Raw genomic sequence first — 26,267 nt, 5'->3', positions numbered from 1 at the left:
CAGATTGGATCAAAGTAACCTTTCAGTTACCTGCAAGGGGGAAACCTGCACGCGGGTGGAATGAAACGGATTCGAACAGTTTCAGATTTGCGGTCTCAGGCGTCCCGGGAATGCTTTGTCCGGATAGTCCTTTCGGTTTGGTCGATTCTCCGGATCAGAATGGACATTTCCCGTTCGTTCATTTGTCAAGTGTAGCCGCCCCAGTCTCTTGGGGCGTTTCAACGTGGATTGGCGGCAAGAGACTGCCGCCGCTACAACTCGTGATGCTTCCAGAATATTTTCGATCTTTGCCCCAGATTCCCACCATGAAGGATAGGTTCCCCTCTTCAAATACATGAAAACCAAAAGCCTCGCCAAACTGACACCCGGACCCTTGTCCGGATTTCGCTGGGAGCCGGGATTCTGGAAGGAGAGGACCGAGACCAACCGCAGGGTGACGATCCCGGCCTGTTACCGCAAGCTGGAGGAGACCGGCCGGATCGAGAACTGGCGGCTGTCCTGGAAGGAAGGGGAGGAGAAACCGCATTTCTTCTGGGATTCTGACACGGCCAAATGGATTGAAGCCGCCGCCTGCAGCCTCGAGACCAGAAAGGATGCGCGACTTGAGAAACGCGTCGACGACCTCATCGATCTGATCGCCGCCGCGCAACAGCCGGACGGCTACCTGAACACCTATTTCACCGCGGTCGAGCCGGACCGCCGTTGGTCCAACCTCATGTACCTGCATGAGCTCTACTGTGCCGGGCACCTGATGGAGGCCGCGGTGGCCTGGCACCAGGCGACCGGGAAGCGGAAATTCCTCGAGGTCATGTGCCGCTATGCGGACCACATTGACACCGTCTTCGGTCCGAATCCCGGCCAGTTGCGTGGCTACGACGGGCACCCGGAAGTGGAATTGGCCCTGGTCCGGCTGGCCGAGGCAACCGGAGAGATCCGTTACCTGAGACTGGCGAAATTCTTCGTGGATGAGCGGGGACGGCAGCCGCATTTCTTTGATCTGGAAGGAGAGAAGCGGGCGCGGTCGATTGCCTGGGACAAGCGACCGGCGATGGAGATCTATCGGACTTTTCAGGCCCACAAGCCGGTGCGGGAGCAGAAGAATGCAGTCGGCCATTCCGTGAGAGCCTGTTATCTGTATGCGGGCATGGCCGATGTGGCGGCAAAGACCGGCGACCGTGAGTTGCTGGCCGCCTGCCGGCGCCTCTGGAAGAGCATGACCGGACGCCGGATGTATGTCACCGGCGGGATTGGCTCCACCCGGTTCGACGAGGAGTTCACCTTCGATTATGACCTGCCCAACGAGGATGCCTACGCCGAGACCTGCGCGGCCATCGCACTGGTGTTCTTCTCTCACCGCATGCTCCAGATCGAAGTCGACGGCGGCTATGCCGACGTCATGGAAAGGGCGCTCCACAATGGGATTCTCAGCGGCGTTTCCCTCGATGGCCGGCGCTTCTTTTACGACAACCTTCTGGCGGTTCATCCGCAGCGCTATGTCTATTCGCGCCAGAAACCGCCCTACCGGTTGGAGTGGTACGGCTGTGCCTGTTGCCCGCCCAACCTGGCGCGCCTGCTGGCGTCGTTGGGGACCTATGCCTACTCGACGGGTCGGGATGCGGTCTATGCCCATCTCTTTGGCGCCAGCCGGACCGAATTGGAAGTGGCGGGGGTGAAAGTCGGCCTCAGTCAGGAGACGGAATACCCCTGGGATGGCCGTATTCAATGGACGCTCGCTCCGGTGCAGCCCGTCTCGTTCCGGATGTGTCTTCGGATCCCGGGCTGGTGCCGGAGCTTCAGGGTCTCCGTCAATGGCCGCCGCGTCCGTGAGCCGGACCTGAAGAAGGGCTATCTCAGCTTGGAGCGCCTGTGGAAATCCGGTGACCGGATCGAGTTGAATCTGGAAATGCCGGTCGAGCGGATCGAGTCGCACCCGTCGGTCCGCGAGAATTGCGGGATGGTCGCGTTGCAGCGCGGACCGGTTGTCTATTGCCTGGAGTCGCGTGACAATGGGCCGGACCTGGCCGACCTCAGCCTGCCGGAAAACGGGAAGCTCAAAGTGACCGAGCAGGTTGTGGCCGGCCTCAAGGTTCCCGTCATCGAAGGCGAGGGAAGGCGCCGGGATCGCCGATCCTGGAAGGGCGAACTCTATCGCGCAGATCCCACCGGCCTGAAGTCCGCCCGTATCCGGGCCGTCCCCTATTTCATGTGGGACAACCGGGGTGATGGTGGTGAAATGAGAGTTTGGATACGACGGGGATAGGGCCCGCCTCCCTATTTCTGAAACCGGGTCCGGCTCAGGTTGCCCCAGAGGTAATCGCCTTCCTGCCAGGTCTGACCTTCGATCAGGCTGCCGACCTCGGTCCGGATCTTCACGTCGGTCCGGTCCGGGTCCCGCTGCAGTCGCGCGATGAGCATCGCGTCCTGCAGAAAAACCGATTCGCGGCTGTTCTTCTGGATCTTCTCGAACTCCGCCCTGACCGCGCCGGTATAGTCCGATTCGGCGGAGCGGACAAAATCGTCGACTGAACCGGAAGCACGGAGCAACTGGTGGAGGTGCTGCAGGAGCACCCGCATGGTTTCCGCGCCGAGTTGCTCGAGGGTGAAACCTCCGGGGTAGCCTTCAGTCACCGGGAGAAAATCCCGGACGGTTTCTCCGGGGTCCACGTCTATCGTGGCCGGCAGCCAGCCGCTGATCCGGCAGAAGAGGGCGTTGCCCTCCTTGGAAGTCACATAGCGCATGAAATCCATGGCGATTTCGGGGTGCTTCGACGCCTTGGTCAGGCCGAGTGACGAACCGGGTGCGGTGTGGATCTCGGTCAGGTTTCCCTTGAGAAACCGCCCGTATAGCGGGTGGGAAGGTTCCGGAAGCGGAATCGGAAACGCGCCCACGCCGAAAGTGGACCGATCGACCACGCTCTGGTAATCCCAGCTTCCGGTGAGAAGGAAAAGGCTGCGGCCCTGGATGAACTCGAACATGGCATCGGCCCGGTCGAGCCGCAGAAAGCCTGGCTTGGCGTAGCGCCCGATCTCCCGGAAGGCCCCGAGGGCCGAAGGAATGGCTGGCGATTCGAGGGACCAGGCTCCGGTCAGGTAGGTGATGGCAATCGAGTTCTTGTCCATCACGTAGTCCTGCATCGGGTTGATCCGGTCCGAGAGCAACTGGGTCTGGGCGGCCACGATACGTGAAAGGAGGAAGCGGGCGTTGTTGTCTCCCATCACGATCGGGTAGATCGGTTTGGCCGCGGACCGGTTGTAGACCTCGACCTGACGGCAGATGTCGACCCATTGCTGGAAACTCGTGGGGACGTCGTCCGATCCGGTGATGGTTGCGAGCAACTCGCGGTTGAAGAAGACCCGGAAGGTATGTGAACTGGTCGGGATGCCATAGACATCGAGCAGCTCGGGGTAGTAATTGGGCAGCCGTTGCAGGCCGTCGATGAAGGTCTGCCTCCAGGGGACCCCCTCCAGATCGGTTCCTTTGTTGTAGGGATTGGGCTCGGTCAGGTAGTCCCCGAGCGGTTCGTAGAACCGGGCCAGATCGGTGATGTCGAGCCCGGCGTTGCCGAGTTGGAGAAGGTCGGGCGGGTCGCCTCCGATCAGCTGGGTCTTTCGCCAGGCGACAAAGATCCGGCCGGGAATGGGGATCTGCACGATGTCCACATCGGGGTGCATTTTCTCGTATTCCTCCTCGAGGCGGTCGAAGGCCTCCCGGACGCCAGACTCGATTTGCCAATGGGTGAAACGGATGACGGTCCTCTCGTCTCCCGCCAACTCCGATCGGCTGAAAACACGGAAGAGAGCGACGGTGAAAAGACCGGCGATGAAGAACAGCCCGATGAAATTGAGGGTTTTTTCCGCGCCGGGTTTCATCTCTTGAGGCTGTCCGGATCACCGATTATCTCTCCGATCTGGGTGATGCGGATGTCGCGCGGGTAGGCGGCGATGAACAATTCGGCATGGGCACGGGCCTGGTCGGTGCGCCCCGTTTTCTGTTCGAGAACGATGATTCGTGTGAGCACATTGGCCTGAAGATCCGGCTTGGCCAGGCCGGCTTCATAGGCGGACAGGTAGTGGCGCAGGACAAAGTCGTCGTCGTGATGACGCCGCTGTCCGGCTTCGGCCAGAAGCAGGTGAAAGCTGCGCCGGCAGTCCGGGTCGGAGAGGAATTCGCCATCCGCTTCGATCGCGGCGAAAGGGACGTCCCGATCGTCGACATCGCCCGAATAGAGCTCAATTCCGGCCCATTTGAGGAAGGCCAGCTGTCCGATCAGGGTCCGGGGGGCTTCCGTGACCAGCGCATGGTAGAGCGGAAGTGATGCCCGCGGGTCAGGCTCGAAGGGATGCAGCTGGATGACGCGGGCGCGCAGGTAGGCGGCCTGCAGGGCTTCCTCGGATCCGGATTCGTCCCGTGCCAGGCTTTCGAGAATGGAGAGCGCCTCCTCAATATGGCCCCTTGTCGTCGGCTGTTTGTGCAGGAGGGCGACCGCCTGACCAAGCCGGGCGGATGGGGTATTCGCCGTGGGTTCGGATTGAAATGCGGAAAGCGCCTGGGAGAACATCAAACCCTGGATGGCGATCCAGCCCTGCTCCGTCGTCGGCTGAGGGTCTGCGTGGGCGGTGCCGGCAAATCCGAGCAGCATGGAGAGAGCGATGCGGAAAGGTTGGATCGGGTTCATGGCTCCATCGGCCGCCTGGCCCTGTCCGCGGTTCTCATGATCATCACTTTGTCCCGGCGTCGGCAGGATCGGGATAAACGCGCGCTTCCGGCTTCGGGTGCCCTCCGGGTCCGCGCGCATCGCGACGCCGCGAAACTGACGTCAGGGGCACAAAAGCGGGGGTCACGGAGTCATGGGAAACAGTGAAGAGCTGAAAGCCGAGAGTGTCGTCCCCGTCCGGGAAGTGATCACCGAATTGGGGAAAGGCGGTCGAGGGACCCTTGCAGTAAACGATCCCATCCACTTCGACCGGCGGTCTCCTGCAGTGGATATGGCCGCTGAGGACATGGGTGACCCCGGCCCGCTTGTAGGCGTCCATCAGAAATCGCCGTGGTTCCGGATCCACGCCGAAATACCAGTCATGGTAGTGGTTCGGGTCGGTCAGTTCGTAGAGGGGCTCATCGGGCCGGTGGACAAAGAGGGGGTAGTGATTGAGCATCACGTGGGCCCGGGCGGGGGGCAGTTCCGCCAGTCCGTCCAGCCAGTGGCGCGCTTCGATGTCGCAGGGCAGGCCGGATCCGGTGATGATCTCGTAAAAGCCGCTGAACCGAACCCCGCGATGATCGAAGGACCAGGGCGAGGGCCGGACCAGGCGGGCGAAACGCTCGATCAGTTCCTGGGTGATATTGAGGGACGGGTCATCGCGGTCGGGAAACGGGCCGTTCCGGTCGGCCACCTTGTTCCCGGTGTCCATATTGCCCGGAATGACGTGCCAGGGAATGCCGAGTTCATCGATCGAGGCACAGCTTTCGGCAAACTCGAAATCGTGGATATTGCCGTCCCGTGCGATGTCGCCTCCCACCAGCAGCAGATCGGGAGCGAGAGCCCGAATCTGGCGGCGGGCGGTCTCCCAGTTTTCGTTGATGGCCGGGTTGTAGCGGTAGGACCGCTCCGAGCCGATGTGGATATCAGTGACATGGACGAACGTCCACGGACGATTGCGGACGGTTGAGGCGGTTTCCGTTTCCGATGCCATGGTACCAGAGTAACCGGTTGGTTCATCCGGTCAAAGAGGAAAGCGCCGCGGGATATCAACCTCTCCGAGCGCCGGTCTCAGCGTCTATCCCGCCTTTTGAAATGGACCTTGCCCGGATCCGGAGTAACTCTTTGGTTACCTCATCTGGCACCATGGATCGGAGAACCTTCATCAATCACGTCACGCTTCTGGGGACGGCGGCCCTGGTCTCCCGACCGATGGACTCTTTCGCGGCTGAGAACGCAGGCAGGGAGCGTTTGAACGGTCTCCTGATCAGCGCGACGACCAACCCGGGGCAGGGTTTTCTGGAGCATGCCGCGGCAATCCTCCGCGAGACCTACGCGGGATGCGCGACCGTGACCTTGCTCCCGTATGCCTCCGCACCGGGTGGGCGGGATTTTTATGAGAAGCGGATGAACGATGCGTTTGTCCGACTGGAGATCGCTCCCCGGGTCGTATCCCTCCATCATCATGAAGGCGCGGATGCCGGACGGGCCCTGAAGGATGCCGAGGCGGTCTTCGTCAGCGGCGGCCAGACCTTTCTGCTCCTGAGGTCCCTCTACGATCTGGAGCTGGTCGACCTTCTGAGGGAACGGGCTTTTGCCGGCATGCCCTACGCAGGCGCCAGTGCCGGCTCCAACGTTGCGGGGGCCCTGATCGGAACGACCAACGATTTCCCGGTCACGGATATCCCGACCCGACGGTCCCTGGGTCTTCTTCCCCACCTGATCAACCCGCATCATCCGGTGGAGGGGGAGCCGGAGTTCGAGGGCCGACGCGGCAAGATCCTCTGGTACCAGGAGACGAACCCGAGCGAGATCGTGATCGGCCTGCCCAATCCGTCGATGCTTCGACTGAAAGGATCCGCCATCACCCTGATGGGGGGCCCGGCCTTTCGCTACGAAAGGCCCGATGTGACGCGACTGGAGGCCGGAGCGGAGATATCATGATGGTCCAGACATGTGATTCCTGCCCGGGTGTCGCAACGGCGCTGCGTCGCCGCTTCCATGGCGGTCTGACCCGAATGGCACTAAGATAAGCAGATTCTTTGGCTCAGAACTGGCATTTCTTGTTGGTGTATTTGTCTGGTGCAGTCGCCCCAGTCTCTTGGGGCGTGTCAACGTGGATACGCGGCAAGAGACTGCCGCGGCTACATCTCGTGATCCCTCCTGAATACCCCTTAACCTGGTGCCATTCCGGCCTGACCCCATCGAATTGAAGATGAAATCCAAAGCTGTTGTTTTTACCGAGCCGGGCAAGGTGGCCTTCCTCGATGTCGAATGTCCGGAACCCGGTCCGGGAGATGTCGTCATTGAGCTGACCCATTCCTGGATCAGCAACGGGACTGAAGGCTCTTTCCTCCGCGGTGAGCGGATTGAAGGCGATGTGGCCTACCGGCCGGGGGATCCCTGGCCGTTCCCCATTGTGGCGGGCTACCAGAAAGTGGGGCGGATCACCTGGCTGGGTTCGGAGGTGCAGGGCTTTTCGATCGGCCAGACCGTCTTTGCGGTCATGAGCCGGATCAAGGGGATGTTCGATCGCAATGGCGGCCATATCTCCCCTTCGGTCTGCGCGGCCAGCCAGGTCTTTGCGCTGCCCGAGGGGATCGACCCGGTCGCGTTTTCCGGTTTGGTGCTGACCCAGGTGGGCTACAATTGTGCAATGCGACCCCGGCTCGAGGCGGGGCAGACGGCGGTGGTGGTCGGTGACGGGTTGGTCGGACTCTGGGCCGCGCAAGCCCTGATCGCGCGGGGGGCCTTTGTCGTCCTGGTGGGCCGTCACGATGACCGGCTGGCGCGACTCCGGACGGAGGAGCGCCACCTCAAGATCAAGTCACGTTCGGGAACCGGAGCAATGCAGGTCCGGGAGGCGGTGGAGGGGCCGGTCGAAGTCCTTGTCGACACGGTGGGGTCCATCGGGATTCTCAACGATTATCTGCCGATGATGCGCCGCGGCGGGACGATTGTCTCGGCCGGCTTCTACGGGACGTCCGATCGCATTCCGTTGCAGCACTTCCGCAACCAGGAGATCAGCTTCGATCTCGTCTCCGGGATGACCCGGGAGCGGTTGGAAGCGACCCTGGATTTCCTTGCGGCCGGAAAGATGGAGACCCTCCCGCTGATCACCCATCGGTTCCCGGTGGCCCGGGCGGCCGATGCCTGGGCCCTGATCCGGAGCCGGAGAGACAACGTCCTCGGGGTCGTCCTCGAATGGTAAAGGGAACTCTTTCTCGCGCAGAGACGCGGAGGCGCGGAGAATCATGGTCATGACTATTTCGAAATTTCGCAGGGTCGGGTATTGTGTGCGAATCTGGCGTGCGCGTGGCACGAGCCAAATCAGTTCCTCAAATCTCCGCTCCTCTGCGTCTCTGCGCGAGTATTCCTCAAGTGAGGCCAGAATCCTATGATGAAGACACTCCAGATTGAATCTCCCGGAAATGCGGTGTGGAAAGAGGTTCCCATGCCGGACCCCGGTCCGGGCGAAGTGTTGATCAAGGTGCACGGGGTCACGACCTGTCCGCATTGGGACATGCACATCATGGACGGTGAACCCATGTTCCCGGGACACAAACTCGAGTACCCCTACCTTCCGGGGCAGCCGGGTCATGAGGCCACCGGCGAGGTGGTGGGACTGGGAGCCGGGGTGGAGGATCTCGAGGTGGGCGACCGGGTCGTCGCCTGGCAGGACACCGGCCAGCCCCGGGCAGGGTTCTATGCCCAATTCAATGTTTTCCCCGCAAGGAGTCTGCTGGTGATTCCGGACAGCCTGAAGGTGGCGCAGATCGCCTCGCTTGAACTGGCTATGTGTGTGCAGGTGACCTTTGACCAGGTCCTTGGCTTCACCTCGCTTGAGGGCAAGCGGGTGGCCTTGAGCGGTCTGGGGCCGGCCGGGCTGGTCGCGGTGCAGATGGCCCGGGCCCATGGAGCCGCCGAGGTCATCTGTCTGGATCCGATGGATACACGGCACGAACTGGCCCGCTCGCTGGGCGCGACCCGGGTCGAGAAACCGGAGCTCCCGCTCTTCCCGGCGGGCCGCAGTGGAAAAGCGGCCTTCGATGTGGCCATCGACCTGACGGGCGTGCCTCCGTCGATCGAGTTCCTGATGGACCGGACGAAGGAACTGGTGGCGATCTTCGGTGTCCTGCGCCAGGAAGTCCGTTTCGGATTCCGTCATCTCTTTGGCCCCGGCCTGACCCTGATGGGCTACGGCAATCACAACCGCAAGGCGGCCGAGCGGGCGCTGAAGCTTGTCATGGACGGCAAGCTCAACCTGGCGGCCCTCGTCAGCGAGACCATGGGCTTCGACCGGTATGCCGAGGGTGTGGAGATGCTCCGCCGGAAGGAAGCGATCAAGATCCTCTTTCAACCATGGGACTGAACAGCCTCGACCCCGGGCCCCATGGTCGGGGTGTGCCGAAGGTCGGAGCAGGTTTCATCCACGAAGGCTATGAACGAGCGGAAATCGATGGTGCCGCACGATCGGGCGTTCGTATCTGTGCTTACCTTCGGGAGACTTCTTGGTCCTCGCAGCCAACATTTCTCCCGTTCCCTCCCTCATCGATCCAACATCTCCTCTTGGATCTGCTTTCGGGATGTCCTTCTGAACTCTCCCTACGGTATCTCCCTTCGGAAGTCGTAGGTCAGTGACCATCCGGTTGCTTCGCCGGGTTCGAGGGAGCGGTGGATATAGGGCTCGATCGAGAAGGTGTTGCCATTGGCCCAGACGGGGACCCGGGCGAGGGTGAAATCGCCGGTCATGCGGATGCCGTCGAGCGTCGGATGCGAGAGGGTCGCATCGAATGGCGTGTCCGGCCCGATCTCCAGCATGACGAATTGGTTCTCCTCGAAGGTCCGGAAGGGACGCCTGAAGCGGATCAGTCCATCCTCAAGAAAGAAGCCGGGGTTCTCCGGCATGGTGGCGGGGAAATTCAGTTGGCAGATGAGGGTTCCGTCGACCAGGGGAAAAAAGGGGTGGGCAAACCAATGGACGGGCAGGGTTCTTCCGCCCGTATTTGCGAGGGTGGTCCGGGACGTCAGGCGGCGGGCCTCGAGGGTCAGTTGACGCGTCAGTTCATAACCCCACCCGAGGGCCTGGTCTCGGGTGGAGCAGGCGAGTGACGCAGGAGATTGATTGATACTCCAGGCGCACGGATTGGTGATCTTCATGAGACCATCGACCTGTCCGACACCCATGATAAGGCCGCCCGTCCCTTTCTCAACGGTGAGGGGTTCGCCCGACAGAAGGACCGAATGCCGGAGGATCTCGGGGATGCCCTGTCCGTTGAATACGTCCGCCGGCTCGGCCGGGTATTCCGGACCGGCCAGCAGGGGGCCATGAAGCGAATCATGGATCTGCCAGACATAACCGCCCCAACAGAAACGGGTCCCCAGTCGGTGGCGGTCGGCCACCGGATCGAGGATCTCGATGCGCAGGGAATCGTTCTTCAGTTCAAGCATGGGCGCAGTAAAAAATGGTAGGAGGGAAAAGTGAATGCCAGCAAGTTGCCGAGCGTCAGGCAGAATTCTGAAATGTAGCCGCGGCAGTCTCTTGCCGCGCGTCAACGTCGCTACGCCCCAAGAGACCGGGCCGACTACACCAGATGAACCGATACATGGATGATCCCTGATCCGAGATGAAATATGGGCTTATCTTGGCCTCATTCGAGTTGGATCACTTTCACATCAACCCCAGGTTGAGGCGGCGGATCGGAGCGGGCGTGGACCCGCGGTTGGTGAAGGTGAGGGCGTTGTCGCCGGCCCGGAGCGTTCCCGGGACGATGCGGAAAACCCGGCAATTCGCGGCTTTGAAACTGAACTCGGCGAACCATCCGGTATCGCCCGTCGGCCAGGGGAAGATCTCCCGCTGGCGCCGATCGGGCAATTCCGTCGCCGTCGTCCCGTTGACCTCAAGGGTAAAGTCTCCGGGTCCCACGAGGTGGAGGAGCGCCCTCGCGGCGGGGAGAGCCTTGGGCGGCAGCCAGAGATTCAGTCCGGTCTCTTTTCCCGCCCCGATCTCGACGGGAAGAACGCCGGGGCCGTCGATGATGTCCTTGCGGATATGGTGGGTGATCGGGAGGGAGAAGAGCAGGGGCTTGCGGCAGGCGGTTTCCGGGTTCTCGATGCCCTCCACCAGGGTCTCGTTCCTGGAAACCGTGTATTGAGCCCAGCAGGGGAAGTTGAACAGGTAGATCCCATCGGCACCACAGGCGTAGAGTGAGCTTGAGGCTGCACGGAGTGATTCCGGACTGTGGATCTGCCAGCCGTGGGCGAAATCGAATCCGGCATAGACGGGAACCGCGGCCGGCTTCATGGCCTCACGCAGGGCGTCGATGGGCATGGTGAAGTCGGTGGTCAGAAAAGGACAGGCCGTGATCATGTCGATCAGGCCCTCGCGGGCCCATTCGCCGATATCGAGGCCGAGATGGCGGCAACCTTCCAAACTGGTGGGGACCCGGACCGCCACCCTGGCTCCCCGGGCGGAAAAAATCCGGTGAGCGTCACGGACCACCGAGGTGAGGTGGTGGCGAAGGCTCCAGACCGTCTCCGGATTGCCGGGCAGGTGCCGGGGAAAGCGAAGCCAGTCGAGCTGGAATCCGTCGATCGGGTAGCGATCCGCCATCTCCTCGAAGATGGAGATGATGTAGTCGCGGATCTCCGGGCGGGAATAATCGAGGCACCAGCACATCCAGTCAGCCTTGGGGTCCTTCGCGCCTTCAGGATCAACGATCATCTCCGGGTACTTGCGCCGGATGATCGGGGTGTTCCAGTTGTCGGTATCGGTCGGATTGTGGACATCGTTCATCCGGAAAGTCAGGAAGACCTCCTTCCCGGCCGCACGGAGCGCCTCGAGGGCGAGTCCCATCGGGTCAATTCCTTTCCGGTGGTATTCGAGCAGCTTGATCCTCCGGGTATCCACCGCTCCGATGGCGGTCGGGTAATAGTAGGTGCCGGCGCCGGGGCAGAACAGGTAGGTGGTCACGGCGGGCGGGCATTCCGAGATCAACTCCTGAATATCCCCTTCGAGATCGGAGGTCAGGGTCGCGACGAAATTATGTCCGTCATTATCGAAGAGAAAGCGGTGAGGGGAGGAATGGGGCATGGGACGATGAAACGGTTGACCTGCAAATTCGACAGGATTGATGTCGCCGTCCGATCCTGATAACTGTTTAGTTACCCGCAAGACGGATCGCAATATGCAGGAGGATCATCATCGTGTGCACAGGGCTGTCGGAGAACGCAATGCAGAGATCTCCGTGCGGCGGCCCGGCCTCCGGCTCAAGAGAGCCCGCGGACCGGAGCGGAGGACCACCCTCCACGCATTTCCCGAATGGAGGGTCGTGCTCCCCGAGCGTACCATGCACCTCTGGACACGCCTGCGCGATCCAATCAACCCGCTGGCATTTTCCGACCCCCGCATCCGTTCCTGAGAGAAATCGTCATGTCAAAGAAAGAAATCCATCTGGTCTGCAACGCGCATCTCGACCCGGTCTGGCTCTGGGAGTGGGAGGAGGGGGCGGCGGAGGCCCTTTCCACCTTTCGCTCGGCAGCCGATCTCTGCGAGGAATTCCCCGGCTTCGTTTTCAACCACAATGAGGCGGTTCTTTACCGATGGATCGAGGAGTACGAGCCGAAGCTCTTTGAGCGGATCCGGCGGTTGATCAAGGCCGGTCGCTGGCGGATCATGGGCGGCTGGTACCTCCAGCCGGACTGCAATCTTCCGGCCGGCGAATCCTTTGTCCGGCAGATCCTGGCCGGCCGGGTCTATTTCCGGGAGGCGTTCAAAGTCTGGCCGACCACGGCCATGAATTTCGATTCGTTCGGCCACACCCGGGGTCTCGTTCAGATTCTCGCGCGCTCGGGTTACGATTCCTACCTCTTCTGCCGTCCCGACAAGACGTGGCTGGATCTGCCGGCGGAGAATTTCCAATGGGTTGGATTTGACGGGTCGACGGTCACGGGACTGCGCACCCTCACCCACTATCTGACGCCTCTGGGGAAGGCGGCCGAGCACCTGCGCGAGTTCATCAAAGAGTTCGGTGACCGCGATCCGACCCTGTTTCTCTGGGGAGTCGGAAACCATGGTGGCGGACCTTCACGCAAGGACATCCGCGAGGTGGACCAGGTCCGCGCAGTGGCGGACCACCGCATTGAGCATGCGTGGCCCGAGCGCTACTTCGAGGCACTGCGGCGCAAAGGAGCAACGCCGCCCAGGGTCGAGACGAGCATTCGCCCGTGGGCGGTCGGCTGCTACACCTCGATGTCGCGGGTCAAACGCCTGCATCGCCAGCTGGAAAACGAACTCTACAAGGCGGAGAAGATGGCGGTGCGTGCCTGGATGTCGGGTCGCATGACGTATCCGTCGGAGGAGTTGATGGAAGCAACCCGGGACCTGCTCTTCTCCGAGTTCCATGACATCCTGCCGGGCAGCTGCGTGGAGCCTTCGGAGGCGGCCGCCATCCGGCAGATCAACCATGGCCTCGAGATCCTCTCGAGGGTCCAGGCCCGGGCCTTTTTTGCCCTCACTCATGGTCAACCCAGGGCGAAGCCGGGCGAGATGATCCTCTTTGCCTGCAATCCTCATCCCTATCCGGTCGATGCGGTCATGGAGTGCGAATTCAATCTCCCGGATTTCAACCGGACCGGGACGATCAGCCTGCCCACCTTGCGCATGGGAGGCCGGAAAGTCCCCTGCCAATTGGAGAAGGAGCTGAGCAGCCTGCCGATCGACTGGCGCAAGCGGGTCGTCTTTCGGGCGCGTCTGGCCCCATCATCGGTCGCGCGCTTCGAATGCACGGTGGAACGTGTCGCACCGGAGACATTCACGCTGCCGGTCATGACCGGTGGTGGATACACCTTCAAGACGGATGAAATTGAAGTCCGGATCAACGGGCGGACCGGCCTGATCGACCGCTACCGGATCGGCGGCATCGACCACCTGAAGGCCGGGTCCTTTGCACCTGAAATCCTGGCGGATACCATCGATCCCTGGGAAATGTCGCGGAAGCGACTTGGAAAGGTGGTGGGGCGGTTCCGCGCTGCGGACCGGAAGACAGCGGCCCGTTTTGCCGGGCTGGAGCAACTGGGTGAACTCGCTCCCGTGCGGGTCATCGAGGACGGTGCGGTCCGATGTGTGGTCGAGGCGATTCTGGTCTGCGGCTCATCAACCATTGTCGTCCAGTACAAACTCCCGAAGTCCGGATATGAAATCGAAGTGGATTACCGCGTCTTCTGGGCGGAAAAAACCCGCGCCCTGAAGATCGCGTTGAAGACGCCGGATGGGAAGTCGCGCTGTCTCGGCCAGACCGCTTACGGACGGGAGGACCTGCCGACCAACGGAGACGAAGCGGTGGCCCAGCGGTGGGTGGCCATCGATTCGCCCGGGATTGGTCGGACGCTGACCTGCATCAATGACGGCACTTACGGGTGCGATTTCCGGGGCGGGGTTCTTCGGATCAATCTTCTGCGATCGCCGGCCTATTCCGCGCATCCGGTACCGGGGACAAAACCTCTGCGCGAAGATCGATTCGCCCCGCGTCTGGACCAGGGCGAGCACCGTTTCCGCTTCTGGATCCAGGGCGGTCCGACCGTCGATCGCTTGAGGCGGATTGAACGGGAGGCGCAAGTCCGCAACGAAAGCCCGGTGGTGCGGTCATTCCAGCCGGATGGGCTGGGGAAGCCACTCACGACAGGACTGACGGTGAGTGACTCATCCATCGTGGTCTCAGCGGTCAAGCGGGCGGAATTGAAGGACCGGGTGGTCATCCGGCTGTTTGAGTCGACCGGACGGCGCCGAGAGATTCGGATTCGTGAAGCTTCCTGGGGATTGGATGCGAGGGTCTCGATCGAACCGTTCGAGATTCGGACGTTTGTCTGGGATCCGCGGAAACGAAGACTCCGGGAGACGGATCTGATGGAAGGAATGGGTCCGGGAAGGAGCACGGGCAAATGAGAGATCAACCGACAGCGGCAATCCAAGTGGCACACACACGTGCGATCATGACCAGTCGGGAGCAGGCATGGCGGCGAATCAGAAGATCCGCCTTCGCCGGGATCCTGGCTGTCTTCGGCAGTGCCAACGTTTCGATCGGCACGGTGGAACCGGGTTTTATCGAGGTGGCGGACGAGGTCGGGCTGGGGGTCATCTCGGGAGGCCGGACGAGGACGGCGGATCTGGATGGTGACGGCCGTTCCGACCTCATCCTCTTTCCGACCGGCAAGGAGGCGATGGAGCCGATGGTCTTCATGAACCGGGCCGACCCGGAGGCGGCCTGGGGTTTCCGGTTCGTCCTGCTTGAGGAGACCGGGCTGCCCCATCTCGTTTTCGGCGACCTGCTCAATTTCGCCGACCTCGATAACGACGGACACAAGGATGCGGTCATCACCCGTTACCTGGATTACCTGCAGGACACCTTTGCCGAGCCGCTCGATCCGCCCCGGCGGAGCGGGTGGATGCGGGGGGACGGCTCCGGGCATTTCGAGGAACCCCAGGAGTTCGAAGGGGCCCTCCCGGCCACGACCTCGGCACTGGCGGTCGGCGACGTCAACCGCGACGGACTGTCCGATCTCTGGATCGGCAACTGGTATGAGAAGTACTTCACCGGCTACGAGGCGTTTTCCAACGACCTTCTCCTTCAGTATCCGCATGATGGTGACAGACTGGGCTTCATCCGGTGGCCGATCCCGGACGAGACCTTGCCGACGGATTATCGGGAGGACCGGAGGGGCCGCCCGACCTACGGGGCGATGATCGCCCGACTGGACGATGGACCCCTGCCCATGCTCCTGGAGATGAATTACGGCCGAAGATGGAACCGGCTCTACCGGATGGCCTTCCAGACCGACATCCTGGCCGGCCGGGAGCAAGGGCGCGACCTGGTGGCGGAGCGGTCACGCCGCAGCGACCGCCCGGGATTCGAGGCGGCCCAGGTGGTCCGGGGCCTCACCGGCATCGACATTGCCCCGGCGGTGACCTTCGACGGGGATCCCATTCGGCACGGCCTCCATCCGGCTTGGCTGAAGGAGTGGGCCAAAGAAAATCCGCGCTATGAGCGGATTGATGAGTTTCCCTTCCGGTCCAACGGCAATACCTTCGATGCGGCGGTGGGCGACATCGACAACGACGGCGATTTCGACGTTTTTGTCTCCACGATCAAGCACGCCTGGGCGGGCGATTCTTCCGATGTTTCCCGGTTCTTTGTGAATCTGCTGAAGGAAACCGGGACCTTCATGCTGGAGAACCGGCCGGAACTGAGCGTGGATCGGTGGCCGCCGGCTCCGGCAGAGGGCGAGGAAGAGCCCGAAGTGCGCAAGAAGCAGAACCAGGGTGACATCTTCTGCGAATTGGCGGACCTCGATCAGGATGGGCGCCTCGACCTGATCCTCTGTTCCTCGGATTACCCGGACCCTCCCCCGTATGAGGAACGCCTCAGGATCTTCATGCAGGAGGAAGACGGCACCTTCGCCGATCGGACGGAGGCCATCGACATCCGTCTCTACGGAGCGGGGCAGCCGGCGCTGGCGGACTATGACGGGGATGGGGATCTGGATATCGCGGCCAGCCAATCCTTCAACAAGATCGACGAAGCCCGCAAGCGGGCGGCCGGACTGGCCAACGGCACCCTGACCGACCCGGAGGGACCGATCGCGGAAGCAAAACCCCGCTATCATGTCTTCCTGAACAACCTGACGGACGGGCGGCGTTCGATCATCCTTCGGCTGGTCGGGGATCCGGCGCAGGGCGTGGCGCGTGATGCGCTCGGGGCGATCGTCCGCCTGACGGCGGATCTTGACGGCGATCCGGCGACCCCGCCGATCACCCAGATGCGCCAGTTGATCGGCATCGGCGGTCACGGCGGCAAGCAGCACGATTTCATCGTCCATTTCGGACTGGGTCGGGCCGAGCAGGCCGAACGCATCGAAATCGAGTGGCCGGGTATCGGCGTGGAGGATACGGTGCTGGACCATGTGCCGGCGGGGAACATGACGGTGCGGTTGGGGGACTGAGGGGACGGAGGGGCCTGCCTGTGCGACCCTGCAGGATCGAGGTCAAGGGTCTGCACGGGCCTGATGGCGGTTTCGTCGTGGAAGTCCTCCCTCCGAGAGATAGATGAAGATTCACAGGGCCAACTTCGCTATCGATCGTACCTGCTTGTCTGACCGGGGTGGGATGCGTCAGCGTTTCTTGTCCGACCGCTGATGACTTCGACCAACCCTCCACCCAGGCGCGATGGCCACCTCGATTCCCTTCGGGGTGCAGCCGCTTTGCTGGTGCTCTGGATGCATGGCGGAGTGGTCCTGGCGGAAGGCGGAGCGGACGGGCTGGCCACCTCGCTCTGCTTCGAACTGCCGGATTACCTCCATTTCGGGCGGATCGGGGTGGTCATCTTCTTTGCGCTGAGCGGCTATCTGATCGCCGGAAGTCTCGAAGGTGCGGACTGGCGGACCACCTTTCCCATCAAGAGGGCATTCCGCCTCTACCCCATCTATCTGTTTTCGATGGGCGTTGTTCTGCTCCTGGTGGATACGCGTTGGGATATCCCGACCCTGCTGGCCAACCTGACCATGGTGCCCACCCTGCTGGGTCGCGACGAGATGATGGGGTTGTACTGGACGTTGCAGACCGAGGTGGTCTTCTACGGCGTCATTTACCTCGCCACCTGGGTCGGGTGGGGGCGGTCGCGCCGGGGTCTCTTCAGCCTCCTCGGTATTCTTCAGCCTCGCGTACTTTGCGAGCCTGCTACTGCTGGATGACACCACGTTGGAGACATACCCACTCATGATCGAGAAGCTCCCCCAGCATCTCAGCATCATGTTCTGGGGCCTACCTCTACAAGCTGGAGGGGCGGAGCTCTGGAGTCCGAAGGCGCTGGGTCTGACCGGGTTCATCCTGATTCCCCCTCTGGTTGCCGCGGTGGAATACCTGGCTTCCGGCCTTCAGGGCACTCCGCCGGTCATCATCAGCTATATCGCGGCCGTGATGTCCGCCTACCTCGTATTCATCTTCAGGGGTTCGGACCGGATCCTGTCCTGGGTGGGCCGGATCAGTTACTCGGCCTACCTCAACCATGCCTTTGTCCTCATCCTCTACGTTAAGTTCGGTCTGACTTTCGGTGTGGTTCAGGGAATGTTGCTCTATCTTTCCGTCACTCTGCTGGTGAGTTGGGTCACCTATCGTCTGATCGAAGTGCCCGGTATGCGTCTTTCAAACAGGTTGGTCAGGACGAGGTAAGGGGGTGGGGGCGTGGCTTGGTTGCGTCGGCCTGGCCCTTTGAAGACGGGTCCGCGCAGTAGTTCGAAAGCGCACGCGAGGTGCGCCAACGCGGGATGCGGTCCGGGAGAACCACCCTCCTGACGGGTACAAAAAAAGGCGGCGACCCGGAGGTCGCCGCCTTGATGGTTATGAGACTGTATTCTTGACCGCCCTTAGAACTTGAGGGTGGTGTAGAATCTCCAGGTCCGCCGGTCCGACGCGAAGTAGCTGCCTTCGTAGTAGGTCTCGTCGGTCAGGTTGGTGACCTGCAGGGTGTTGACGAAGTCATACCCGCCAAACGACCAGGGGTAGCTGATGTTGCCATCAAATACCAGGTAGTCGCCGGAGGTGAATCCGCCCTTGTCGGCGTTCCAGTCATAGGAGCGCGAGAGGATCTGCTCGGAGGAATAGCGCATACCCAGACCGACGGAAAGACCACGCAGGGCCGTCTCGGTGAAGGTGTACTTGTTCCAGAGGTTGAACCGGTACTCCGGCACGTTCTCGATGCGCTGCCCCAGGAAGATATCACCGATGGCGCCGTCGCCCAACTTATAGGACGGGTGGTCGGTGGTCTCGGCCTGCCAGAGCCAGGCACCGTTGATGACGGCCTGGTAGTTGGGGATCGGCGTATAGATGAACTCAAACTCCGCGCCGGTGACGGTATTCTCGATACCGGTGGTGCGCCAGCGGAAGACCCGAGTATTATAGAACGCGCTCCGTTGCGGTGCACCCGGCAGGGACTCGCTCGGACCGGGCGAGAAGAGCGTCTGCGAGGAGTTGTAGGGCTCGTTCTCGTTGGACTGCCTCTGGCCGTCGTCGAGCTTCTCGTTGCGGCGAACGCCCTGGAAGACGGACAAGGTACCGACAAGCTTGTTGTCGTTCAACGAAGTCTTCCAGCCGATCTCGTAGTTGAAGCCCTCTTCATTCTGGATGTAGTCAAACGCGCCGCGGCTGTTCATGACGTCCAGACCCTGTTCCACGGAGGTGATCCGCGTGCCCAGGTAGTCGTAGCCGCTCTGACCATTGTAGGCCGCCCAGGCAAGGGCGTCCGATATGACATCGCCGGCATTCTCGGGCAATCCGAGGAAGCCGCCGCTGAAGCCGAGGTTCAACTTGAAGGTCTTCGAGACCGTGACGAAGATATTGTTCTCGTCATTGATCTTGAAGGACGCGCCGACGTTCCAGGAATTACCCGAGCGCTCGACGAGCGGACCGAAGTTGGTCGGCGCGTAGCTCAACGAGTAATTCCAGACATCCGGCGGGTAAAGATCCGGGCTTGCGCCGGCCGGCTCACCCAATGCATTGAAGTCGAACCAGGGGGCGTTGACCTGCAGCCACTGTCCGCTCTCGGTCCGGTCCTCCTTGCGGTAACCGGCCATGAGAGTCAGGCGATCGTCAAGAAGCTGCGACTGCACATTGATGTAGTAGGCCTCGAGTTCCGGCTTGTAACCGTCGAGCAGGTTGCGGTCGAGCGGGTAGACCTTGCGGTTGTCCGGCTTAACCTCAACACCCGGGTCGAACTTCGTGTAGAGTTCGGCCGGGGTGCGCGGATTGCCGTTGCGGTCGTAGAGGACCTGGTTCTGCGGGACGTTCCAGCCCTGCGCATAGGCGGGGTCGATCAGCTGATACGGGTTGCCGTTGGCGTCCTTGGGGCTCTGCGCGCCGGGATACGGGTAGTTGTAACCCGGGACCTGCCAGTAGATGGGCGCCGCCTGGAAGTTGGCGTTGTACTGCTGGAAGTAGTTGTTCTTCAAACCGCCGACCAGGATCTTGTTCTTCGTGCCGAGGAGATCGGCCTTGAAGATCAGGTCCAACTGATGGTTCTGGGTGTCGCGGTAGTAACCGGTCGAACCGCCACCGTTGGTCGAGTCGAAGAGGAAGTCCGCCGCCTGCAGAGTGCGGCCCTCGACGGCATCGTAACGGTCCCTGTCCTGGGTGTAGACGTAACGGGCATCCAACCACTCGGTCGGTGAATACTCGATCGAACCCTGCAGGGTGACCACGCTGTTGGCGGAGAAGGATCCGCCGGCGGCATAGTGGTAGTCGCGGTCGTAGATGAGCGTGCCGCTGGCGTCGTAGTAGCGGGCGCCCGGTTTCACACCGTCAGCGGTGTAGAGGGGCAACTCACCCTGGCCGAGAACCTTCTCGCGGTCGGTGTTCCAGGCACCCGGGTTGGTGCGGATACGAGCGCGGTAGGCCGTGATGTTCTTCTGCATGTCGTTGGGATCATAGTTGGCTCCCAGGCCGGCCTGCATCTTGTCGACCGGAGGATTGCCATAGTCCTGGAACCACTGGTCGGGATAGATCCATCCCCAGGAGGAATGGGAGGTGGAGTTGTACTTCTGCTCGAGAACCTCCAGTGACAGGTCGATCTTCATCTTGCCATCCTCGAAAGGAATGAAGGTGAGGGACGGGGTCACGTTCCAGTTGTCGGAGTATTCCCGGTGCGCGGGCCCTTGTCCGCATGCCAGGCCCCGACGATGCGGAAGGCCGCCTTCTCGGAGAGCTGGGCATTGTGGTCGAGGCTGACACCCTGGCTGTTGTCGTTGCCGATGTAGTAGGATATCGAGGTGGGGATCTCACCGAAGACGGGCTTCTTGGTGATGTAGTTGACGACACCACCGGGATAGCCCTGGCCGAAGAAGACGGCGGCGGGCCCCTTGACCACCTCGACGCGGTCGATGTTGTCGAGGTTGTAGGAGGTGTAGCGGAAGACGCCGTTGCGCAGCAGCGAGTTGACCTTGAAACCACGCATGGTGAAGTTGCCCTGCGGGGTGGCTTCGTTGGCCGGGCGCCGGCCCTTGAAGCTGTTGTCCGGCGAACCCGATGCGGTATAGCGGAAGATGTCCGTGATCGTCTTCAAGCCGGTGTCGGCAATGAAGTCTTCACTCATGACCGCGATGCTCATCGGGGTGTTCTGGATGTCCATCCCGATACGCGAGGCGGTCGCCGCGTTGGTCTTCAGATAGCCGAAGTCCTTCTCCGAGGAAACCTCGAAGGGTGAGAGAACGACGATTTCCTGACCGCCTTGCGTGGTCTGGGTCGCGGTCGTCTCAGCCGGCATCTCGGAAATGGATGTCGTCTGGGCCGGCGCGGTGGTCGTGGCTGCAGGCTGGGCCTGCGGTGCAGGCATGGCCTCCGTTGCGGCGATCTGTTCGCGCAGACGTGCATTCTCAGCACGCAGGCGAGCCAGCTCACTGGCCAGGTCTTCCTGAGCGGAAAGACCGGCCGGCAGTGCAAGAAGAGCGCCGGTCATCAGGATGACCACCCTCTTCGTCCACTGTTGGTGTCTTGATCTTGGGTTCATATTTGTTTGTTTGGTTTTTTGCGTTGTGCGGATCGATTGACTTTGTGGTCATTCGAAGGACACGAAATCCAGATGGCCTGACGGGGTTTGATCATGGCTCATAGTGAGACGGCCGAGGGGAATTCCGCCGGATCGGCCATATCCAGGTGTTGGGCCAGGCTGATGCCCGGTGCGGGACGGAGGGTCGGGGTGACGGAGAGCCCGACGCGTCCGGGGGAGTTGAAATTGTCGATCCGCCAGAGCAGGTGATCGACGACCATCTTGACCAGGGTGGGCAGGTTGATGTCGATGGCGGTCGGCTGGTAGCTCAGGTTCGGATAGATCATGGGCGACCGGTTGCCGAGAATGAGTTCGAAGTCGCGCTCCGGCTTGAGGTCCAGGTGACGGGCCGCCCGGAGAAAGGACCCGCAGAAATGGTCCGCCGGCAGGTAGACTCCGGTGGGGCGCGGGGACATGGCGGCCCATCGTCTGACGAGGGTATTGACCTCGCCGTCCCTGGGATGGGTGTCGAGATAGGCCGGGTGATCCTTTGGGGTGCCGTTAATGGCGGAAGCGGAGATGCGCCGGCTACCGCAATGCTGGAGGAAAGCGTCGGTCCGGATGGCGATCGCACTGTAATCGGGATCGGTATTGAGGGCGACCAGGCGGCTGTGCCCCCGGGAGATCAGGTAATCGGCGGCCATCAAGCCATTGGCCAGATTGTCCGGCTCGACGTAGTCGCCCGGGTAATCGGTCGAGCGCCGTGTCATGAACCAGACGTTGGGCATCTCACGCAGCACCGGCCAGCAGCTGGAAGCCGGCTCCATCCCCTGGATGATGACCCCATCGACCTCCCGCTGCCGGATGGGCGAGGGGATCTCCGCATTGGTCTCCGAGTAATACATGCTGACGTGGACACGACAGCGGGTCATCGACGGGCGCATCTGGATGACCTGATCCTGAAACCAGTTCAGGCTTGGGGTTTGCTGGGCGCCCACAAACCAGACGCCGACGGACTTGGCGGCGATCTGACGCGACTTGGGCCCCCTCCGGTTGCTCAACGGGGCCGGGCTGTAGTCAAGGGCTTTCATGGCCCGTCGGACCGCGCGCACGCGCTCCTGAGAGACTTTCTCAGGCTGATTGATGACACGCGAGACGGTCGCAGGGGAGACCTGAGCGTGTTTCGCTATTTCGACGACAGTGATGGCTGAATCGTGGGGGGTTGCGGACGGTGATCGGAAGAAAGAGAAGCCTCGGTGAAATTTCAGGTTCGAAGTCTATCAGGGAGTTCCAGTTGTGAGGTGGGCTTCGCTGAAAGTGCCGAATTTCCAGAGCGAGGGTGCGCGTTTGATGTCGGGTTTGTCGGCCACCGGGGAGTCGACCGCGGTGGCAGAAGGGGTGTCGTTTCGTGAAATTTCTGCAAATGTGACTTATGCCGTCAACCCTGAAATGTCACGGCAGTGTCAAATCGGGGTGCTCCCGGATGTGTTTGTGTCCGTAAATCCGGCGAGGCGAAACAGCCGTTTCAGATGATTTCTTGCGGAGATCTTCCGTCAGAAGATGTTTCCAAACAACGATTTGGACAGAAGCCTCCCAAGTGAAGGCAGGCCGCGGGGAGGGGGTGCCGATTGGGCCGAAGACGGTCGAACGACTTCGAATGGTTTTGGGCCGCCGGCGGATGAAACGATGAAAAACCGAATGGATGATGCCGATCGCCCCTGCAATCCGCAGGAGAACGGCGTCGGGAAGGGTGTCGTTTCCGGGATAGACGCCCGGTGCGCCCCCACGGGATGCGGTCCGGGAGAACCACCCTCCTGACGGGTACAAAAAAAGGCGGCGACCCGGAGGTCGCCGCCTTGATGGTTATGAGACTGTATTCTTGACCGCCCTTAGAACTTGAGGGTGGTGTAGAATCTCCAGGTCCGCCGGTCCGACGCGAAGTAGCTGCCTTCGTAGTAGGTCTCGTCGGTCAGGTTGGTGACCTGCAGGGTGTTGACGAAGTCATACCCGCCAAACGACCAGGGGTAGCTGATGTTGCCATCAAATACCAGGTAGTCGCCGGAGGTGAATCCGCCCATGTCGGCGTTCCAGTCATAGGAACGCGAGATGATCTGCTCGGAGGAATAACGCATACCCAGGCCGACGGAAAGACCACGAAGGGCCGTCTCGGTGAAGGTATACTTGTTCCAGAGGTTGAACCGGAACTCCGGCACGTTCTCGATACGCTGCCCCAGGAAGATATCACCGATGGCGCCGTCGCCCAGCTTATAGGACGGGTGGTCGGTGGTCTCGGCCTGCCAGAGCCAGGCACCGTTGATGACGGCCTGGTAGTTGGGAATCGGCGTATAGATGAACTCGAACTCTGTTCCGGTAACGGTGTTCTCGATACCGGTGGTGCGCCAGCGGAAGACCCGAGTATTATAGAACTGGCTCCGCTGAGGAGCACCCGGGAATTCATCACTGGGACCGGGCGAGAACAGCTCAACCGTCCGATTGTAGGGTTCGTTCTCGGTGGACTGCATCTGTGCGTCATCGAGCTTCTCGTTGCGGCGAATGCCCTGGAAGATGGAAACGGTGCCGACGAGTTTGTTGTCGTTCAGCGAAGTCTTCCAGCCGATCTCGTAGTTGAAGCCCTCTTCATTCTGGATGTAGTCAAACGCGCCGCGGCTGTTCATGATGTCCAGACCTTGCTCCACGGAGGTGATCCGCGTTCCCAGGTAGTCGTAGCCGCTCTCACCCTTGTAGGCCGCCCAGGCAAGGGCGTCCTGAATGACATCGCCGGCATTCTCGGGCAGTCCGAGGAAGCCGCCATTGAAGCCGAGGTTCAGCTTGAAGGTCTTCGAGACCGTGACGAAGATATTGTTCTCGTCATTGATCTTGAAGGACGCGCCGACGTTCCAGGAATTACCGTCACGTTGGACGAGCGGACCGAAGTTGGTCGGCGCATAGCTCAACGAGTAATTCCAGACATCCGGCGGGTAGAGATCCGGGCTTGCGCCGGCCGGCTCACCCACTGCGTTGAAGTCGAACCACGGGGCATTCACCTGCAGCCATTGTCCGCTTTCCGACCTGTCTTCCTGGCGATAACCGGCCATGAGGGTCAGGCGATCGTCGAGAAGCTGCGACTGTACATTGATGTAGTAGGCCTCGAGTTCCGGCTTGTAACCGTCGAGCAGGTTGCGGTCGATCGGGTAGACCTTGCGGTTGTCCGGCTTAACCTCAACACCGGGGTCGAACTTCGTGTAAAGGTCGGCCGGGGTGCGCGGATTGCCGTTGCGGTCGTAGAGGACCTGGTTCTGCGGGACGTTCCAGCCCTGCGCATAGGCGGGGTCGATCAGCTGATACGGGTTGCCGTTGGCATCCTTGGGGCTCTGCGCGCCGGGATACGGATAGTTGTAACCGGGAACCTGCCAGTAGATGGGCGCCGCCTGGAAGTTGGCGTTGTACTGCTGGAAGTAGTTGTTCTTCAGCGCACCGACGAGGATCTTGTTCTTCGTATTGAAGACGTCGGCCTTGAAGATCAGGTCCAACTGATGGTTCTGGGTGTCGCGGTAGTAACCGGTCGAACCACCGCCGTTGGTCGAGTCGAAGAGGAAGTCCGCCCGCTGCAGGGTGCGGCCCTCGACGGCATCGTAACGGTCCCTGTCCTGAGTGTAGACGTAGCGGGCATCCAACCACTCGGTCGGCGAATACTCGATCGAACCCTGCAGGGTGACCACGCTGTTGGCGGAGAAGGATCCCCCGGCAGCGTAGTGGTAGTCGCGGTCGTAGATGAGCGTGCCGCTGGCGTCGTAGTAACGGGCACCCGGCCTCACACCGTCAGCGGTGTAGAGAGGAAGCTGAACGCCGCCGGCCAGAGCCTCACGGTCATTGTTCCAGGCACCGGGATTGGCGCGGATGCGAGCGCGGTAGGCATCAATGTTCTTCTGCATGTCGTCGGGATCATAAGCCGATCCCAGTCCGGCCTGCATCTTGTCGACCGGAGGAGTGCCATAGTCCTGGAACCACTCGTCGGGATAGATCCAGCCCCAGGAGGAATGGGCGGTGGAGTTGTACTTCTGCTCGAGAACCTCCAGTGACAGGTCGATCTTCATCTTGCCATCCTCGAAAGGAATGAAGGTGAGGGACGGGGTCACGTTCCAGTTGTCGGAGTATTCCCCGGTGCGCGGGCCCTTGTCCGCATGCCAGGCCCCGACGATGCGGAAGGCCGCCTTCTCGGAGAGCTGGGCATTGTGGTCGAGGCTGACACCCTGGCTGTTGTCGTTGCCGATGTAGTAGGACATCGAGGTGGGGATCTCACCGAAGACGGGCTTCTTGGTGATGTAGTTGACGACACCACCGGGATAGCCCTGGCCGAAGAAGACGGCGGCGGGTCCCTTGACCACCTCAACGCGCTCGATGTTGTCGAGATTGTAGGAGGTGTAGCGGAAGACGCCGTTGCGCAGCAGCGAGTTGACCTTGAATCCGCGCATGGTGAAGTTGCCCTGCGGGGTGGATTCATTGGCCGGGCGCCGGCCCTTGAAGCTGTTGTCCGGCGAACCCGATGCGGTATAACGGAAGATGTCCGTGATCGTCTGCATACCGGTGTCGGCCACGAACTCCTGGCTCATGACCGAGATGCTCATCGGGGTGTTCTGGATGTCCATCCCGATGCGCGAGGCGGTCGCCGCGTTGGTCTTCAGGTAACCGAAGTCCTTCTCCGAGGAAACCTCGAAGGGAGAGAGAACGACGATTTCCTGACCGGCTTCGGTGGTCCGGGTCGCGGTCGTCTCAGCCAGCATCTCGGAAATGGATGTCGTCTGGGTCGGCGCGGTGGTCGTGGTGGTTGGCTGGGCCTGCGGTGCAGGCATGGCCTCGGTTGCGGCGATCTGTTCGCGCAGACGTGCATTCTCAGCACGCAGGCGAGCCAGCTCACTGGCCAGGTCTTCCTGAGCGGAAAGACCGGCCGGCAGTGCAAGAAGAGCGCCGGTCATCAGGATGACCGCCCTCTTCGTCCACTGTTGGTGTCTTGATCTTGGGTTCATATTTGTTTGTTTGGTTT

General features: G+C 61.4%; 17 protein-coding genes. 8 read left to right on the top strand and 9 right to left on the bottom strand.

What is annotated here, in order from left to right; genetic code table 11:
* Positions 1-334: 334 nt before the first annotated feature.
* Positions 335-2,260, top strand: coding sequence for a glycoside hydrolase family 127 protein (locus R3F07_11225; protein ID MEZ5276941.1), 1,926 nt, complete (start codon positions 335-337; stop codon positions 2,258-2,260).
* Between the two features lie 11 nt (positions 2,261-2,271).
* On the opposite strand, the gene R3F07_11220 is transcribed toward R3F07_11225, so the two are convergent.
* From R3F07_11220 to R3F07_11210, 3 genes are read right to left on the bottom strand one after another with little or no spacing between them, the layout of a single operon-like run.
* Positions 2,272-3,870: an extracellular solute-binding protein gene (locus R3F07_11220; protein MEZ5276940.1), complete on the bottom strand. Its 1,599-nt coding sequence runs from the start codon at positions 3,868-3,870 to the stop codon at positions 2,272-2,274.
* On the bottom strand, positions 3,867-4,676 hold the full coding sequence (locus tag R3F07_11215; protein MEZ5276939.1) for a hypothetical protein: 810 nt from the start codon (positions 4,674-4,676) through the stop codon (positions 3,867-3,869). The genes R3F07_11220 and R3F07_11215 overlap by 4 nt, the downstream gene beginning before the upstream one ends.
* A gap of 43 nt (positions 4,677-4,719) precedes the next feature.
* Positions 4,720-5,691 (bottom strand): metallophosphoesterase, encoded by a 972-nt coding sequence (locus R3F07_11210; protein ID MEZ5276938.1) that lies wholly within the window; start codon positions 5,689-5,691, stop codon positions 4,720-4,722.
* A 152-nt stretch (positions 5,692-5,843) separates the two neighbouring features.
* On the opposite strand from R3F07_11210, the gene pepE reads away from it, so the two are divergent.
* The 3 genes from pepE (at position 5,844) to R3F07_11195 (ending at position 9,069) form a co-directional block, all read left to right on the top strand.
* Positions 5,844-6,641: a dipeptidase PepE gene (gene pepE, locus R3F07_11205; GenBank protein ID MEZ5276937.1), complete on the top strand. Its 798-nt coding sequence runs from the start codon at positions 5,844-5,846 to the stop codon at positions 6,639-6,641.
* Between the two features lie 271 nt (positions 6,642-6,912).
* Entirely contained in the window at positions 6,913-7,908 is a 996-nt protein-coding gene (locus R3F07_11200; protein ID MEZ5276936.1) for a zinc-binding alcohol dehydrogenase, read from the top strand.
* A 186-nt stretch (positions 7,909-8,094) separates the two neighbouring features.
* On the top strand, positions 8,095-9,069 hold the full coding sequence (locus tag R3F07_11195) for a zinc-binding dehydrogenase (GenBank protein MEZ5276935.1): 975 nt from the start codon (positions 8,095-8,097) through the stop codon (positions 9,067-9,069).
* A 233-nt stretch (positions 9,070-9,302) separates the two neighbouring features.
* On the opposite strand, the gene R3F07_11190 is transcribed toward R3F07_11195, so the two are convergent.
* Both R3F07_11190 and R3F07_11185 read right to left on the bottom strand, forming a co-directional pair.
* On the bottom strand, positions 9,303-10,148 hold the full coding sequence (locus R3F07_11190) for a hypothetical protein (GenBank protein ID MEZ5276934.1): 846 nt from the start codon (positions 10,146-10,148) through the stop codon (positions 9,303-9,305).
* Between the two features lie 220 nt (positions 10,149-10,368).
* Positions 10,369-11,790 (bottom strand): hypothetical protein, encoded by a 1,422-nt coding sequence (locus R3F07_11185; GenBank protein ID MEZ5276933.1) that lies wholly within the window; start codon positions 11,788-11,790, stop codon positions 10,369-10,371.
* A 339-nt stretch (positions 11,791-12,129) separates the two neighbouring features.
* Between R3F07_11185 and R3F07_11180 the strand changes: the two genes are divergently transcribed.
* From R3F07_11180 to R3F07_11165, 4 genes are all read left to right on the top strand, one after another.
* The gene (locus R3F07_11180; GenBank protein ID MEZ5276932.1) at positions 12,130-14,640 is read left to right on the top strand and encodes a glycoside hydrolase family 38 C-terminal domain-containing protein; all 2,511 of its coding nucleotides are present in this window, start codon (positions 12,130-12,132) and stop codon (positions 14,638-14,640) included.
* Positions 14,641-14,666: 26 nt separating this feature from the next.
* Complete coding sequence (locus R3F07_11175) at positions 14,667-16,694, top strand: CRTAC1 family protein (protein ID MEZ5276931.1); 2,028 nt, start codon at positions 14,667-14,669, stop codon at positions 16,692-16,694.
* 192 nt (positions 16,695-16,886) lie between these two features.
* Positions 16,887-17,441 (top strand): acyltransferase, encoded by a 555-nt coding sequence (locus tag R3F07_11170; protein MEZ5276930.1) that lies wholly within the window; start codon positions 16,887-16,889, stop codon positions 17,439-17,441.
* A 25-nt stretch (positions 17,442-17,466) separates the two neighbouring features.
* A complete protein-coding gene (locus R3F07_11165; GenBank protein ID MEZ5276929.1) occupies positions 17,467-17,919 on the top strand; it encodes a hypothetical protein in 453 nt (150 codons plus the stop codon).
* A 194-nt stretch (positions 17,920-18,113) separates the two neighbouring features.
* On the opposite strand, the gene R3F07_11160 is transcribed toward R3F07_11165, so the two are convergent.
* From R3F07_11160 to R3F07_11145, 4 genes are all read right to left on the bottom strand, one after another.
* A complete protein-coding gene (locus R3F07_11160) occupies positions 18,114-20,360 on the bottom strand; it encodes a TonB-dependent receptor (GenBank protein ID MEZ5276928.1) in 2,247 nt (748 codons plus the stop codon).
* A complete protein-coding gene (locus R3F07_11155) occupies positions 20,357-21,247 on the bottom strand; it encodes a TonB-dependent receptor plug domain-containing protein (GenBank protein MEZ5276927.1) in 891 nt (296 codons plus the stop codon). Before R3F07_11155 ends, R3F07_11160 begins: the two co-directional genes overlap by 4 nt.
* A gap of 98 nt (positions 21,248-21,345) precedes the next feature.
* The gene (locus tag R3F07_11150; GenBank protein MEZ5276926.1) at positions 21,346-22,416 is read right to left on the bottom strand and encodes a LacI family DNA-binding transcriptional regulator; all 1,071 of its coding nucleotides are present in this window, start codon (positions 22,414-22,416) and stop codon (positions 21,346-21,348) included.
* Between the two features lie 699 nt (positions 22,417-23,115).
* Positions 23,116-26,250 carry a TonB-dependent receptor gene (locus R3F07_11145; GenBank protein ID MEZ5276925.1) on the bottom strand — a complete coding sequence of 1,045 codons (3,135 nt, stop codon included), beginning with the start codon at positions 26,248-26,250 and terminating at the stop codon, positions 23,116-23,118.
* Positions 26,251-26,267: the final 17 nt, after the last annotated feature.

This window comes from Opitutaceae bacterium, from assembly GCA_041395105.1.
In the GTDB taxonomy this organism is placed as follows: domain Bacteria; phylum Verrucomicrobiota; class Verrucomicrobiia; order Opitutales; family Opitutaceae; genus B12-G4.
Note: the sequence above shows the minus strand (reverse complement) of the source record. Positions and strands in the feature narration are given on the sequence as shown.

What these genes read in the sequence shown, in the direction of transcription:
- R3F07_11155 (MEZ5276927.1), bottom strand. Translation starts at nt 21,247, where the DNA reads ATGAACCCAAGATCAAGACACCAACAGTGGACGAAGAGGGTGGTCATC.
- pepE (MEZ5276937.1), top strand. Translation starts at nt 5,844, where the DNA reads ATGGATCGGAGAACCTTCATCAATCACGTCACGCTTCTGGGGACGGCG.
- R3F07_11185 (MEZ5276933.1), bottom strand. Translation starts at nt 11,790, where the DNA reads ATGCCCCATTCCTCCCCTCACCGCTTTCTCTTCGATAATGACGGACAT.
- R3F07_11145 (MEZ5276925.1), bottom strand. Translation starts at nt 26,250, where the DNA reads ATGAACCCAAGATCAAGACACCAACAGTGGACGAAGAGGGCGGTCATC.
- R3F07_11170 (MEZ5276930.1), top strand. Translation starts at nt 16,887, where the DNA reads ATGACTTCGACCAACCCTCCACCCAGGCGCGATGGCCACCTCGATTCC.
- R3F07_11225 (MEZ5276941.1), top strand. Translation starts at nt 335, where the DNA reads ATGAAAACCAAAAGCCTCGCCAAACTGACACCCGGACCCTTGTCCGGA.
- R3F07_11200 (MEZ5276936.1), top strand. Translation starts at nt 6,913, where the DNA reads ATGAAATCCAAAGCTGTTGTTTTTACCGAGCCGGGCAAGGTGGCCTTC.
- R3F07_11190 (MEZ5276934.1), bottom strand. Translation starts at nt 10,148, where the DNA reads ATGCTTGAACTGAAGAACGATTCCCTGCGCATCGAGATCCTCGATCCG.
- R3F07_11180 (MEZ5276932.1), top strand. Translation starts at nt 12,130, where the DNA reads ATGTCAAAGAAAGAAATCCATCTGGTCTGCAACGCGCATCTCGACCCG.
- R3F07_11215 (MEZ5276939.1), bottom strand. Translation starts at nt 4,676, where the DNA reads ATGAACCCGATCCAACCTTTCCGCATCGCTCTCTCCATGCTGCTCGGA.
- R3F07_11210 (MEZ5276938.1), bottom strand. Translation starts at nt 5,691, where the DNA reads ATGGCATCGGAAACGGAAACCGCCTCAACCGTCCGCAATCGTCCGTGG.
- R3F07_11220 (MEZ5276940.1), bottom strand. Translation starts at nt 3,870, where the DNA reads ATGAAACCCGGCGCGGAAAAAACCCTCAATTTCATCGGGCTGTTCTTC.
- R3F07_11165 (MEZ5276929.1), top strand. Translation starts at nt 17,467, where the DNA reads ATGATCGAGAAGCTCCCCCAGCATCTCAGCATCATGTTCTGGGGCCTA.
- R3F07_11195 (MEZ5276935.1), top strand. Translation starts at nt 8,095, where the DNA reads ATGATGAAGACACTCCAGATTGAATCTCCCGGAAATGCGGTGTGGAAA.